The organism is Erwinia sp. CGal63, assembly GCF_037026505.1.
Classification (GTDB): Bacteria; Pseudomonadota; Gammaproteobacteria; order Enterobacterales; family Enterobacteriaceae; genus Erwinia.
The window spans coordinates 216,168-229,321 of the sequence record NZ_JAKUMN010000006.1; the positions used below are offsets into that span (position 1 = coordinate 216,168).

At 57.5% G+C, this 13,154-nt stretch carries 10 protein-coding genes and 2 pseudogenes; 2 read left to right on the top strand and 10 right to left on the bottom strand.

Features of this window, described 5'->3' with window-relative positions; translation table 11 throughout:
- Positions 1-17 precede the first annotated feature (17 nt).
- The 4 genes from glnK to MKZ79_RS17945 all read right to left on the bottom strand — a co-directional run bounded on the left by glnK (position 18) and on the right by MKZ79_RS17945 (position 4,626).
- A complete protein-coding gene (gene glnK / locus MKZ79_RS17930) occupies positions 18-356 on the bottom strand; it encodes a P-II family nitrogen regulator (RefSeq protein WP_336143993.1) in 339 nt (112 codons plus the stop codon).
- A 255-nt stretch (positions 357-611) separates the two neighbouring features.
- Positions 612-2,372 (bottom strand): SmdB family multidrug efflux ABC transporter permease/ATP-binding protein, encoded by a 1,761-nt coding sequence (locus tag MKZ79_RS17935; protein ID WP_336143994.1) that lies wholly within the window; start codon positions 2,370-2,372, stop codon positions 612-614.
- Positions 2,359-4,134 (bottom strand): SmdA family multidrug ABC transporter permease/ATP-binding protein, encoded by a 1,776-nt coding sequence (locus MKZ79_RS17940; protein WP_336143995.1) that lies wholly within the window; start codon positions 4,132-4,134, stop codon positions 2,359-2,361. Before MKZ79_RS17940 ends, MKZ79_RS17935 begins: the two co-directional genes overlap by 14 nt.
- 33 nt (positions 4,135-4,167) lie before the next feature.
- Complete coding sequence (locus MKZ79_RS17945) at positions 4,168-4,626, bottom strand: Lrp/AsnC family transcriptional regulator (RefSeq protein ID WP_336143996.1); 459 nt, start codon at positions 4,624-4,626, stop codon at positions 4,168-4,170.
- Positions 4,627-4,741: 115 nt separating this feature from the next.
- On the opposite strand from MKZ79_RS17945, the pseudogene MKZ79_RS17950 reads away from it, so the two are divergent.
- A pseudogene (locus MKZ79_RS17950) lies at positions 4,742-5,761 on the top strand (PLP-dependent cysteine synthase family protein); the annotation flags it as partial.
- A 199-nt stretch (positions 5,762-5,960) separates the two neighbouring features.
- Positions 5,961-6,656 (top strand): 7-cyano-7-deazaguanine synthase QueC, encoded by a 696-nt coding sequence (gene queC, locus MKZ79_RS17955; RefSeq protein WP_336143997.1) that lies wholly within the window; start codon positions 5,961-5,963, stop codon positions 6,654-6,656.
- A 22-nt stretch (positions 6,657-6,678) separates the two neighbouring features.
- On the opposite strand, the gene MKZ79_RS17960 is transcribed toward queC, so the two are convergent.
- From MKZ79_RS17960 to clpX, 6 genes and pseudogenes are all read right to left on the bottom strand, one after another.
- Positions 6,679-7,080: an acyl-CoA thioesterase gene (locus tag MKZ79_RS17960; RefSeq protein ID WP_336143998.1), complete on the bottom strand. Its 402-nt coding sequence runs from the start codon at positions 7,078-7,080 to the stop codon at positions 6,679-6,681.
- A 101-nt stretch (positions 7,081-7,181) separates the two neighbouring features.
- Complete coding sequence (locus tag MKZ79_RS17965) at positions 7,182-7,517, bottom strand: ComEA family DNA-binding protein (RefSeq protein ID WP_336143999.1); 336 nt, start codon at positions 7,515-7,517, stop codon at positions 7,182-7,184.
- Between the two features lie 139 nt (positions 7,518-7,656).
- Positions 7,657-9,528 carry a peptidylprolyl isomerase gene (ppiD, locus tag MKZ79_RS17970; RefSeq protein ID WP_336144000.1) on the bottom strand — a complete coding sequence of 624 codons (1,872 nt, stop codon included), beginning with the start codon at positions 9,526-9,528 and terminating at the stop codon, positions 7,657-7,659.
- A 199-nt stretch (positions 9,529-9,727) separates the two neighbouring features.
- On the bottom strand, positions 9,728-10,000 hold the full coding sequence (gene hupB / locus MKZ79_RS17975; RefSeq protein WP_336144001.1) for a nucleoid-associated protein HU-beta: 273 nt from the start codon (positions 9,998-10,000) through the stop codon (positions 9,728-9,730).
- Positions 10,001-10,213: 213 nt separating this feature from the next.
- On the bottom strand, positions 10,214-12,568 hold the full coding sequence (gene lon / locus MKZ79_RS17980) for an endopeptidase La (protein ID WP_336144002.1): 2,355 nt from the start codon (positions 12,566-12,568) through the stop codon (positions 10,214-10,216).
- Between the two features lie 187 nt (positions 12,569-12,755).
- Positions 12,756-13,154: pseudogene (clpX, locus tag MKZ79_RS17985) on the bottom strand (ATP-dependent Clp protease ATP-binding subunit ClpX); the annotation flags it as partial.

Genomic DNA, 13,154 nt, shown 5'->3' on the forward strand with positions numbered 1-13,154 from the left:
CAATTCCTGGCCCAAGATTAGAGTGCGGCTTCGTCTGTTTCGCCAGTGCGAATACGAATAACCCGCTGCAGTTCAGCGACGAAAATTTTGCCGTCGCCAATTTTGCCGGTGTAGGCGGCTTTGCCAATCACATCCACCACTTCATCCAGCTGGTCGTCGGCAATCGCGATATCGATTTTGACTTTTGGCAGGAAGTTCACGCTGTACTCGGCACCGCGATAGAGCTCGGCATGCCCTTTCTGGCGACCAAACCCTTTGACCTCGGTGACGGTCAGGCCCTGAATGCCGATAGCAGAAAGCGCTTCGCGCACGTCTTCTAATTTAAACGGTTTGATTACCACGGTAACCAGCTTCATACGATCCCCTCCAGCTAAATAAAACGGTGATTCCGCCCCGCATAAGCTAAAGCAAAGGTTGTGCCATAAATAAGAAACGGACGTATTACAAAGGCGCGACGGCAGACAGCGCTGGCGCCGGAAAGCAGGCCAGCCACTTTAAGAATAGAGGGAAAAAGAAAACGCACCATTAAGGTGCGTTGCGCGTTGTAATTGTGCATCGGGTAAATTCAGACGGCGATGCCGCCTGCTTTTAGTGCAGCGAAACGGTAAGGGTTACTGTTCCGTCTCCTGTAGCTCTTCGCCCGCCAGCTGCAGCTGATACATCTGCCAGTAGCGGCCCTGCTTCGCCAGCAGCTGCTGATGATCGCCCTGCTCTACCGCCTGACCGCGGTGCAACACAAGAATAGTGTCCGCTTCGATAATGGTGGAGAGTCGGTGAGCAATCACCACCAGCGTGGTCTGCTCGCGCACTGCCCGCAGCGCTTTCTGAATCGCCTGCTCGGTGCCGGAGTCGATATTGGCCGTTGCCTCGTCCAGAATCAGAATCTGCGGCGAGGCGACCAGCACGCGCGCCATTGCCAGCAGCTGCTTTTGTCCCACGGAGAGATTGTTTCCCTGTTCGCCAAGCCGCGTGTAGATCCCGTCCGACAGCGAACGCGCCAGATCGGCCAGCTGTACGGTTTCCAGCGCGCGCCAGACGGCCTCTTCGCTAATTGCCCGCCCCAGCGCCACGTTGGCGAAGAAGCTGTCGGCCAGCACTACCGGATCCTGCTGCACCATCGCTACGCCTTCTCGCAGCACGCCATGACTGAGCGAGGAGAGCGGCCTGCCGTCCAGTTTGATTTGGCCCTGAGTAACCGGATAGTAGCCCATCAGCAGATTAGCCAGCGTGCTTTTGCCGCTGCCGGTATGGCCAACCAGCGCCACAAAGCTGCGCGAAGGCACGCTGAGATTAATATCACTGAGCACATTGCGACCGTCGCGGTAGGCAAAACTCAGGTTCTCGATCTCGATTTGTCCGGAAGCCAGCGGTCGGCTCTCCTTGCCGTAGTGCTGACGCGGCGCGTCCATCAGTTCAAAGATACGCTCGCCGGCCACCACCGCCTGCTGCAGCATCGACTGCTGGGTGGTCAGCTCAATCAAAGGCTCGTTAAGCCTGCCCAGATAGTTGATAAAGGCGTAAAGCACGCCGACCTCGATACTGCCGCTGGAGGAGAAGCCGAACAGCAGCATCAGTCCGCAAAGGATCATCGCAGAGAACAAACTGAGCAGCGGCCTGAGCAGGAAACCGTCCAGCCGCAGCGTCTCCATTCTCGCCAGATAGTGCGATCGGCTCGCTTCGCTCATTCGCTCGCCGAAACGCGCCTGCTGGCGAAACTGCTGGATAACGCTCATGCCGTTGATAACTTCGTTAAAGCCGTTATTGATATCGGCCAGATAGCTGCGCACCCGCCGTACGATAGGCGTGCTGTAGCGCTGGTAGATCAGCATTACCGCCAGCACCGCCGGAAAGATCATTATTGCCACCAGCGCCATTCGCCAGTCCAGGCTAAACATCGCCACCAGCATCGCGCCAATCAGCGCCGCGCTGCGCAATACCGTCGCCACGACGGTGACATAGAGATCGCGAACCACTTCGGTATCGTTGGTGACGCGCGAAATAATCTGGCCGACGGGCTGAGTGTCAAAGGCGCTCAGCGGCTGGCGCAGCGCCGCGTCCATCACGTCGGTGCGCAGTTGCTGCACCACGCCCACCGCCGCAGCGTTAAACAGCAGCGACTGCCAGTAGTGCAGCGCGGCAGCCAGCATTTGCAGCAGAATAAAGCTGACGGCCAGTCCTGTTACCAGCCCCAGCGGCATAGCGTGCTTCGCCACCATGTTGTCGATAAAATAGCTGACCAGCACCGGGCCGAGCACTTCCGCCGCCGCCGCGATCCACAGCAGCGCTACGGCGAGGCCGAGCGATTTTCGCCACGGCATACCGTAGCTAAGCAGGCGCTTTAGCGTTGGCCAGAGCTGATTAAGATTCGCCATGCGGCACCTCTTTCGCAGTGTCATCCTCATCCAGCGCGGCTTCCAGCTGCTGATAGCGATACATATCCTGATACCAGCCGCTTTGCGCCACCAGCGCGTCATGCTGCCCGCGCTGGGCTACCGTGCCCTGCTGCAGAACCAGAATTTCGCTGGCTTCCGTCAGCGCGGACAGCCGATGCGCGCTGATAATCACGGTTCTTCCCGCGCCCCATTTCCTTAAATTGTGCAGAATCTGGTGCTCGGTGCGGCCGTCGACCGCCGACAGCGCGTCATCCAGAATCAGGATTTCCGCGTTCAAAAGCAGCGCTCTGGCGATGGAAATACGCTGTTTTTGCCCGCCCGAAAGCATCACGCCGCGCTCGCCGACTTCCGTTTCGTATCCCTGCGGCAGCCGCAAAATATCCTCATGGACGTTGGCCAGCCGCGCCGCGCGCTCAATATCACTCTGCTGCGCCGTTGGTCGCCCAAGCGCGATATTGTTCGCCACGGTATCGGAAAAAAGAAAGGGTGTCTGGCTGACCACCGCCATGCGGCTGCGCCAGCTATCCAGGCGCAGCTGCGGCAGAGGAATACCGTGATAGCGAATATCGCCCTGCGCGATATCGAAATGCCGCTGGATCAGGCTCAGCAGCGTGCTTTTGCCGGAGCCGGTCGGGCCACACAGCCCCAGCATCTGGCCGGGCTTGAGATTGACGTTGATGTGGCGCAGCGAAGGCTGCTGTGCGCCGGGATAGCAGAACTCGCGGATGGCGATCTGCAGCTGGCCGCGATCTTCCGGCAGGGTTTTGTTACCGTCCTCGACGGCAGGCGCTTCCGACAGCAGCGCGCGGATACGACTCCAGGCCGCGCTGCCGCGCTCGACGATATTAAACATCCAGGCCAGCGCCAGCATCGGCCAAATCATCAGGCCAAGATACATCACGAAGCTGGTAAGCTGCCCCAGCGTCATATCGCCGTGCCAGACCATCCAGCTGCCGCCGCCAATAGCCAGCAGGTTCGACAGCCCGATGGCGATATAGATAGTGGGATCGAAGCGGGCATCGATTCTGGCGACCCGCAGATTTTTCCGTCCGGTATCGGCAGCAATATCGGCAAACTGAGCCGACTGGTGATCTTCCAGCCCGAAAGCTTTAATCATGCGGATGCTGGTCAGGCTTTCCTGCGTTCTGTCGTTCAGCGACGAGAAGGCGGCCTGGGCATGCTTAAAACGCTCGTGGAGCTGGTCGCCGTAGCGTTTAATCACTATCGCCATCACCGGCATCGGCACCAGCGCCAGCAGCGTGAGCTGCCAGCTGATCTGCGTGCTCATGACCGTCAGCACCGCCAGGCCCATTACCAGCGAATCCACCAGCGTCAGCACGCCTTCACCGGCGGCGAACACCACGCGATCCACATCGTTGGTGGCGCGAGCGATAAGATCGCCGGTGCGGTGGCGCAGATAAAATTCAGGATGCTGCCGACTCAGCTGGCGATAGAAATCCTGGCGAAGCTCGACGGCCAGCTGGTAGGAGGCGCCAAACAGCAGCACGCGCCAGACATAGCGCAGCAGATAGACCACCGCCGCCGTAAGCAGCATCACGCCTGTCCACATCAGCAGCCGCGAGCCGCTCATCTGCTGATGAGAGACGCCATCCACGATGGTGCCGACGATTTTTGGCGGCAGCAGCTGCAGCAGCGCAATGATAATCAGCAGGAAAACGGCGCCAAGATAGCGGCGCCATTCGCGCAAAAAGTACCAGCTTAATTGGCTGAAAAGTCGCACAATAAACGTCCTGGTCAGGTTTGGGCGAGCGCTTTAGTTCAGCGGCAGCGCCGTAGTGTATTTTATCTCTTCCATCGCGAAACTGGAGGTCACATCCAGCAGGCCCGGCATTGCGTTCACCAGACGCTTATAAAAGGCATCGTAGCTTTTCATATCCGCAACGCGAATGCGCAGCAGATAGTCATACTCGCCGGCCATTCTGTAGCAGCCCATCACCTCCGGCATCGACTGCACCACGGCGACGAATTGCTGATACCAGCTGCTGCTGTGCTGCTGGGTTTTGATCAGCATAAAAGCGGTCAGCGGCAGTCCCAGCTTGTCCGCATCCAACAGCGCGACCCGGCCGCGAATATAGCCTTCCTCTTCCAGCCTTTTCAAGCGTTTCCAGCACGGCGTGGTCGTGAGATGCACCGCATCCGCCAGCGCCTGTAGGGAGAGTGTACAGTCCTGCTGCAGCAGCGCCAGCAGCTTTCGGTCTGTTTTATCTGTCATTTGCGCCTCCGGGAGAATAATTTTCTCTTTTGGAACGATTTTACAGAGAAGAAAGCAAATTTTTTTTCCTGTTAATGCTTTACTCTGCAGGCTGTTGATAAGCGGAGAAAAAAGGATGACAGATCCATGGCTGGCTACAGCGATAGAAAAAATGTGCGCCGAAGGAGAGCGGCAGCAGGAGACGCCGCTGCTGCGTCTGGCGCTGGCGCCTGCTATCTGGCTTTATCTGAAGGATGAGAGTCTGCACGCCAGCGGCAGCCTGAAGCATCGGCTGGCGCGCTCGCTGTTTCTGCACGCGCTCTGTAACGGCTGGCTAAAGAAAGATATGCCTGTTGTCGAGGCTTCATCCGGCAGCACCGCTATCTCCGAAGCCTGGTTCGCCCGGCTGCTGGGCCTGCCCTTTTTTGCCGTGGTGCCTGAAGGAACGGCCAGCAGCAAAATTGCACAAATTCGCCGGCTGGGCGGCGAATGCCACTTTGTTAAAGAGGCCGGCCAGCTCGCGGTCGAGGCGGCGCGGCTGGCAAAAAGGCTCAACGGCCATTTTATGGATCAGTTTACCTTTGCTGAACGCGCCACGGACTGGCGCAGCGGCAATATCGCCGACGCAATTTTCCGGCAGATGGCGCAAACGCCCTTCCCCATACCCGACGCTTTTGTCGTCGGCGCAGGGACAGGCGGCACGGCAACCACCATTGGCCGCTACCTGCGTTATCGGGGCCACGCTTCGCGCCTGCTGGTGGTCGATCCGCAACACTCTGTTTTTTACGATTACTGGCGACAAAGAGATCGCTCGCTGCGCAGCGAACGCGGCGGTTTAATTGAAGGCATCGGCCGTCCCTGCGTGGAGCCTTCCTTTATTGCCGATGTAGTGGACGAAATGCTGCAGGTTCCCGACGCGGCCAGTATCGCTGCCATGCACTGGCTGTCGCAGCGGCTGGGCAAAAAAGTTGGCGCCTCTACCGGCGCCAGTATCTGGGGCGCTTTGCAGATCGCCGAAGAGATGAAAAAGCAGCGGCGCGGCGGCGCTATCGTCACGCTGCTGTGCGACAGCGGCGAACGTTATCAGGAAACTTATTATCAGCCGGAATGGGTAGCCCGGCATATTGGCGATCTGCAGCCGTGGCAGCAGATGTTACCGTCAGCTTGTGGCCGTGTCGAAACAGCAGAAGCGCGGCCGGAAGCACGGTCGCCGCTAACGCCGCTTTGCCATGCCGCCGCCGCAATGGAAATAGCGCCCGCCGTCGCGCCTTCGCCTGCTTCGCTTTCTGACAGCTCTACCTTTCTGCCGCCGCAGGCAGTACCATACTGCGCAACAGATTAATGAGGTAGAGAGTATGAAACGTGCGGTAGTGGTTTTCAGCGGCGGCCAGGATTCAACAACCTGTCTGATTCAGGCGTTGCAGCAGTATGACGAAGTGCATTGCCTGACCTTCGACTATGGTCAGCGGCATCGCGCGGAGATCGATATCGCTCGCGAGCTTGCGCAGTCGCTGGGCGCGCGGGCGCATAAGGTGCTGGACGTCACGCTGCTTAACGAGCTGGCGGTCAGCAGCCTGACTCGCGACAGTATTCCGGTGCCGGCTTACGATCCCGACGCCAGCGGACTGCCAAGTACCTTTGTACCGGGCCGCAACGTGCTGTTTCTGACGCTCGCCTCGATCTACGCTTATCAGGTCGAAGCGGAAGCGGTCATTAGCGGCGTATGCGAAACCGATTTCTCCGGCTATCCCGACTGCCGTGATGAGTTTGTTAAGGCGCTGAATCATGCGGTGGAGCTGGGTATGGCGCGCCCGGTACGCTTTGAGACGCCGCTGATGTGGCTGAACAAAGCGGAAACCTGGGCGCTGGCGGATTACTGGCAGCAGCTGGCGCGGGTACGCAATGAAACGCTTACCTGCTACAACGGCATCAAAGGCGACGGCTGCGGAGAATGCGCCGCCTGTCATCTGCGCGCCAACGGCCTGCGCGATTATCAGATCAACAGCGCCACGGTAATGCAGGAAATGCAGCGCAAAACCGGCCTGGCCTGATAGTTATTGCGCTGGCGGCCCGTTACTCCGCCAGCATCTCTTCCAGCCGCTGCTTCAGCTCTCCCGTCAGCGGCTGCGCTTTTTGCGTGCGCAGGTCAATACAGACAAAGGTCAGCGCCGCATCGGCTATCTCTTCACCACCCGGTCGCAGCGTCACGCTCTGGCCAATAACCCCGCTTTTGTTGCCGAGCTGCAGCAGCCGGCTGTCGATCGCCAGCTCGTCGCCCAGCACCGCCGGACGACGATAGTTGATATTGATGTTTACCACGATAAAAGCCAGCCGGTTCTCCTGCATCCAGCGAAAGGCGGAGAGTTTTTCCAGCCACGCCCAGCGCGCCTCCTCCAGAAACTCCAGATAACGCGCATTGTTAACATGTTGATAAACGTCCAGATGATAGCCGCGTACCTTAATCGTAATCTGCATATTTTCCCCCTGAAAAAAGGCCACACCCACTGGTATGACCTCTTTCAGCGTAGCAGCCTGCGCGCAGCGCGCGAAGCTACCGCGACAAGTCGCGAAAGCGATCACAGTTTCAGTTTGGCCAGGTTCCTCTCCACCAGCGCGTTACCAATGCCCGGTACCTCTTTTAGCTGATCGATTTGCGTAAAAGGCCCGTACTGTTCGCGATAGCTGATAATGGCCTGCGCTTTTTTTAGTCCCACACCGCTCATGACGGCGCTCAGCTCTTCTGCCGTGGCGTGATTAATGCTGATCAGCTCAGACTGCGACGCATTTTTCTCTGCGGACGGCTGCGCGCTTTCCTGCGGCGCGCTGACGTTGTCGATAGCGGGCCCGGCGTAAAGCGGCGAAGCGCCGCCCATCAACAGGGTGAAACATAAAGCCAATAGTTTGTTTTGCATGCTGTTATCCTCCATGTGTGTGACAGCAACGCCAGACTAAACCCGGAAAAATCGCGCGGCAAACGGCAGTTTGCAGAAATGGAAAAGGCCGCATAAGCGGCCTTTAGAGTTGCACTGAGTTGCAAAAATTTTGCGAGGCTTATTGCGCCTGAGCGGCGGCGCCGTATTTAATCTTGCCCTCTTTACGCAGGTTGCTCAGCAGCGCTTCGAAGGCGATTTGCGCGTTGTTCTGCGTAATGCCCTGCACCATCGCTTTTTTCTGCGCTTCCGGCAGCGTGCCGCTGCGTACCTGATCAAGCGCCAGCAGCACGACGTTGCCTTTCTCGTCTTCGCTGATGCCGTAAACCGGCTTATCTTTTGCCGGCAGCGCCAGCGAGAAGGCTGACTGAGTCACCGCATCCTGACCGCTGCGCGTCAGCGTTTTCTGTTCGCCAAAGCTGAGGCTGGCCGCCTTCATGGCGTCCGCGCCTTTGCCCGCCTGCAGATCCGCCAGCAGTTTTTCCGCCTGGGATTTTGCCTGCGCCTGCGCTTTCTGGGTTTTCAGCGCCTCAACGATCTCCGCATTAACCTCAGCCAGCGGTTTAACCGCTTCCGGTTTGTGCGCGGCGATGCGCAGTACGAAGGCACGATCGCCATCAACGGTAATAATGTCGGAGTTGCTGCCCGGCGCGCCGTTGTCGCCCAGCAGACCGCCGTTGAAGATCGCCTGCTCAACCGCTCTGAAATTAAGCTCGGCCGGCGGATTGTCATGGCTGAACCACTCTGTTTCCACCGCTTTCACGCCTGCCACTTCTTCCGCGCTCTGCAGCGACTCGTTGTCGTTGCTGGCCGCTTCGCTAACCTTCTGCTGCAGCTTATACCAGGCATCGATAGCGGTTTCGCGTTTTACCTTAGCGGCGATTTCGTCATGGACGGCCGCCAAAGGCTTAATCTGCTGCGGCTGTACGTCGTCAAGACGAGCGACGATAAAGCCTACGGAAGATTTGATCACGCCCGACAGCTGGCCTTTCTGCGTCAGGTCGGCGCTTTTCAGCTCGTCCGGCGTGGTGTCCGGCTCCAGCCAGCCCATATCGCCGCCTTTGCGCGCGGAGATAGGATCGATCGACTTCTCTTTAGCCAGCGTGGCGAAGTCGCCGCCTTTTTTCAGTGCGTCCAGCACCGCCTGCGCATCGGCTTCGGTTTTGGTCTGGATTACGCTGAAGCGGCTGCGCTGCGGCTGGGTATAGTCCTGCTGATGGCTGTCATACCAGCTTTTGATTTCGCTTTCATCAGGCGTTTTCTGCAGCGAGGCCGCATCCAGCTTAATGTAGCTAACGCGGAACTGCTCCGGCGCCATAAAGCTGTTTTTATTCTGCTCGTAGTAGTTTTTAACTTCTTCGTCGCTCACGCTCTGTTTTGCCGCCAGCGCCGCCACGTCGATCGTCGCCTCTCGTACCAGACGCTCCTGAGAAACCAGCGCGGCCAGCGATTCGGTTTCGCCCGGCAGCATGAAATCAGTGCCGGTTACCGCAGCGATCAGCTGCTGGGTGGTCAGCTGCTTGCGCAGCGCCTGAGCATATTGATCGGCCGACAGGCCCATCTGGTTGATAATGGCCAGATAGCGTGCGTTGTCGAACTTGCCGTTGCTCTGGAAAGCGGGCTGATTAAAGATGGCCTGCTTGATCTGATCGTCGCCGATCGCCAGCTTAAGATCTTTCGCGTACTGATCCAGCAGCGCTTCGTCCACCAGTCGGGAGAGCGCCTGCTGGCGGATTTGCTGCAGCCAGGCCGGATTACTGGCCAGCTGAGAAAACTGTTCGCCCAGCATCTCCTGCTGACGTGAGCGCTCGTTGCTGAATGCTCGTTCCAGCTGCGCGCGACTGATTTCCTGACCGTTGACCTTAGCCGCATAATCTCCGTTGCCGCCGATCAGGTAGTTGCCTACCCCGGTCAGAACAAAAGAGAGAATGATCAGACCCAGTATAATTTTGAGCACGACATGGTTCGACGCCGCGCGTAAATTGTCCATCATGGTATGACAACACTCCGCTGTGTTATGAATGTAAACCCTTGCGCTTGCTTCCCATGTTCCCGGGACGCTCCACGCCGCTGCGTATCAGGCACTTGCGACCGTTGAAACAAAAAAGGCACATCGTTTTGTGATGTGCCTCGTATGGTACATGAGAACGTCAGGACAGTCCTCATTCCACCGAAGAAATTGCTGCCTGACCTTAATTAACCGCGTCTTTCAGCGCTTTGCCCGCGCGGAAACCAGGCACTTTGCCTGCAGGAATGGTAATTTCCTTGCCGGTCTGCGGGTTACGGCCTGTGCGTTCCGCGCGCTCGCGCACGGAGAAAGTGCCAAAGCCTACCAGCGCCACTTCGTCGCCCGCCTTAAGAGAGTCGGTTACCGCTTCCATAAAAGCATCCAGCACGCGTCCGGCTGCCGCTTTAGAAATATCCGCACCAGCAGCAATATTGTCGATCAACTGTGACTTGTTCACTCAATCATCCCCTCTTTAATTATTCATTTCGCAAACGGGCTTCCCCCTCGTTGCGAACACGCTGCAATTTTCGTTGTTTGTTGAGTCGTAAAAGCAGGGCCTGTTCAGACCTTCACCGGCTTAACAGCCCCCTAAATTAGCGGCACAAAAAAAAGCTGGCAAGTGCGAATTCGTCTGCCAGCTCCGGATTTAGGGTCTTTTTGTCTTACATCACTATTTAGCGGTAGCCACCTGCATACCGTAAGGCGCGTTCTGCAGGGCCAGCGTCAGCACTTCTTCGATACGCTTGACCGGATGAATCTCCAGATCGGCAATCACGTTGTCCGGAATCTCTTCCAGGTCGCGCTTGTTCTCATCCGGGATCAGCACGGTTTTGATGCCGCCGCGATGCGCCGCCAGCAGCTTCTCTTTCAGGCCGCCGATAGGCAGAACCTGACCGCGCAGCGTGATCTCGCCGGTCATCGCCACATCGGCGCGCACCGGGTTGCCAGTCAGGCAGGAAACCAGCGCCGTACACATAGCGATACCGGCGCTTGGGCCATCCTTCGGCGTCGCGCCTTCCGGCACGTGCACGTGGATATCGCGTTTTTCGTAGAAGTCGCCATTAATGCCGAGCTTCTCTGCGCGCGCGCGCACCACGGTCAGCGCCGCCTGAATAGACTCCTGCATCACCTCGCCCAGCGAGCCGGTATAGGTGAGCTTGCCCTTGCCCGGTACGCAGGCGGTTTCGATGGTCAGCAGATCGCCGCCCACTTCCGTCCACGCCAGACCAGTTACCTGACCTACGCGGTTTTCGCTGTCGGCGCGGCCATAGTCGAAACGCTGCACGCCCAGGAAATCTTTCAGGTTGTCGGCGTTGATCTCAATATGGCTGACCGTTTTATCCATCAGCAGCGTTTTCACCGCCTTACGACACAGCTTCGACAGCTCGCGCTCAAGGCTACGCACGCCCGCTTCGCGGGTGTAGTAGCGAATGATGCTAACGATAGCGCTGTCGTCCACCGTCAGCTCGCTCTCTTTCAGCGCGTTACGCTCGATCTGCTTGGAGAGCAGATGCTTTTTGGCGATGTTGAGCTTTTCGTCTTCGGTGTAGCCCGACAGGCGGATCACTTCCATACGATCCAGCAGCGGCGCCGGAATATTCATCGAGTTCGAGGTTGCCACGAACATCACGTCGGAAAGATCGTAATCGACCTCCAGATAGTGGTCGTTAAAAGCGATGTTCTGCTCCGGGTCCAGCACCTCCAGCAGCGCCGAAGCCGGATCGCCGCGCATGTCCGAAGACATTTTGTCGATCTCATCCAGCAGGAACAGCGGGTTTTTTACGCCGACTTTAGCCATCTTCTGGATCAGTTTGCCCGGCATGGAACCAATATAGGTACGGCGGTGACCGCGGATTTCCGCTTCATCACGCACGCCGCCCAGCGCCATACGCACATATTTGCGCCCGGTCGCTTTGGCGATAGACTGCCCCAGCGAGGTTTTACCCACGCCCGGCGGCCCTACCAGACAGAGGATCGGCCCTTTGATTTTGCTGACGCGACTCTGTACCGCTAAATATTCCAGGATACGGTCTTTAACGCGTTCCAGACCAAAGTGATCGGTATCCAGCGTTTCCTGCGCCTTCACCAGATCTTTTTTCACTTTGCTGCGGGCGTTCCACGGTACCTGAACCATCCAGTCGATATAGCCGCGCACCACTGTCGCTTCCGCCGACATCGGCGACATCATCTTCAGCTTCTGCAGCTCGGCTTCGGTTTTATCGCGCGCCTCTTTCGGCATTTTCGCCGCGTCGATTTTACGCTTCAGCGCTTCGTTTTCGTCCGGCGCGTCGTCCATCTCGCCCAGCTCTTTCTGAATCGCCTTCATCTGCTCATTCAGATAGTACTCGCGCTGGCTTTTCTCCATCTGCTTTTTCACGCGGTTGCGGATGCGTTTTTCCACCTGCAGCAGATCGATTTCCGACTCCATCATCGCCATCAGGTATTCCAGGCGTTCATTGATGTCGGACATTTCCAGCACGGACTGCTTGTCAGCCAGCTTCAGCGGCATATGGGCAGCCACGGTATCCGCAAGGCGCGCCGCGTCTTCAATGCTGTTCAGGGAAGTCAGCACTTCCGGCGGGATTTTCTTGTTCAGTTTGATATAGCCTTCAAACTGATTAAGCGCCGTACGCACCAGCACTTCCTGCTCGCGTTCGTCGATCTCAGGCGAAACCAGATATTCTGCCTGAGCCGTAAAATGGTCGCCATTGTCGGCGAGCGTGGTGATATGCGCGCGCTGCAGTCCTTCGACCAGCACTTTCACCGTGCCGTCAGGCAGCTTCAGCATCTGTAAAATTGACGCTACGGTCCCTACAGAGAAGAGATCGTTAATGCCAGGTTCATCCGTTGAAGCCTCTTTTTGCGCGACCAGCATGATCTTTTTGTCATGATCCATGGCGGCTTCAAGGCAGCGAATCGATTTTTCACGGCCTACAAACAACGGAATTACCATGTGCGGATAAACCACTACGTCACGCAACGGCAACACAGGGATTTCAATGCGTTCAGAACGCTCAGGATTCATAGAGCTCTCTCTTAGTTTAATTTCCGCCAGGGTGAGGGGAACCGCAATTGTCTGGCATGCAGTTTTACCCACAGGTAGTTGAGTATATGGGGATGAATATCAGACATTCAACGTTATGTGCGAGAGAAAAGTAAATGGGGGAATAATTTCCCCCATTTGCGCTAACCGGTTGGAATGATATGGTTATTTATTCGCCAGAAGCCTGCTGCGCATCGCCCTTGCCGTAGATCAGCATCGGCTCCGATTCGCCCGCGATAACCGACTCATCGATCACCACTTTCTCCACGTCGTCCATTGACGGCAGATCGTACATCGTTTCCAGCAGCGCGCCTTCCACGATTGAGCGCAGACCGCGCGCCCCGGTTTTCCGCGACATCGCCTTGTGCGCTATCGCCTTCAGCGCCTCTTCGCGGAACTCCAGCTCCACGCCTTCCAGATTGAACAGCGCCTGATACTGCTTGGTCAGCGCGTTTTTCGGTTCCCGCAGGATCTGGATCAGCGCTTCCTCGCTCAGTTCATTCAGCGTCGCCACCACCGGCAGACGGCCGATAAACTCCGGGATCAGGCCAAACTTGATCAGGTCTTC

Excerpts from the sequence above, each read along its gene's own strand:
- glnK (WP_336143993.1), bottom strand. The coding sequence starts at position 356 with ATGAAGCTGGTTACCGTGGTAATCAAACCGTTTAAATTAGAAGACGTG.
- MKZ79_RS17935 (WP_336143994.1), bottom strand. The coding sequence starts at position 2,372 with ATGGCGAATCTTAATCAGCTCTGGCCAACGCTAAAGCGCCTGCTTAGC.
- MKZ79_RS17945 (WP_336143996.1), bottom strand. The coding sequence starts at position 4,626 with ATGACAGATAAAACAGACCGAAAGCTGCTGGCGCTGCTGCAGCAGGAC.
- queC (WP_336143997.1), top strand. The coding sequence starts at position 5,961 with ATGAAACGTGCGGTAGTGGTTTTCAGCGGCGGCCAGGATTCAACAACC.
- MKZ79_RS17960 (WP_336143998.1), bottom strand. The coding sequence starts at position 7,080 with ATGCAGATTACGATTAAGGTACGCGGCTATCATCTGGACGTTTATCAA.
- MKZ79_RS17965 (WP_336143999.1), bottom strand. The coding sequence starts at position 7,517 with ATGCAAAACAAACTATTGGCTTTATGTTTCACCCTGTTGATGGGCGGC.
- ppiD (WP_336144000.1), bottom strand. The coding sequence starts at position 9,528 with ATGATGGACAATTTACGCGCGGCGTCGAACCATGTCGTGCTCAAAATT.
- lon (WP_336144002.1), bottom strand. The coding sequence starts at position 12,568 with ATGAATCCTGAGCGTTCTGAACGCATTGAAATCCCTGTGTTGCCGTTG.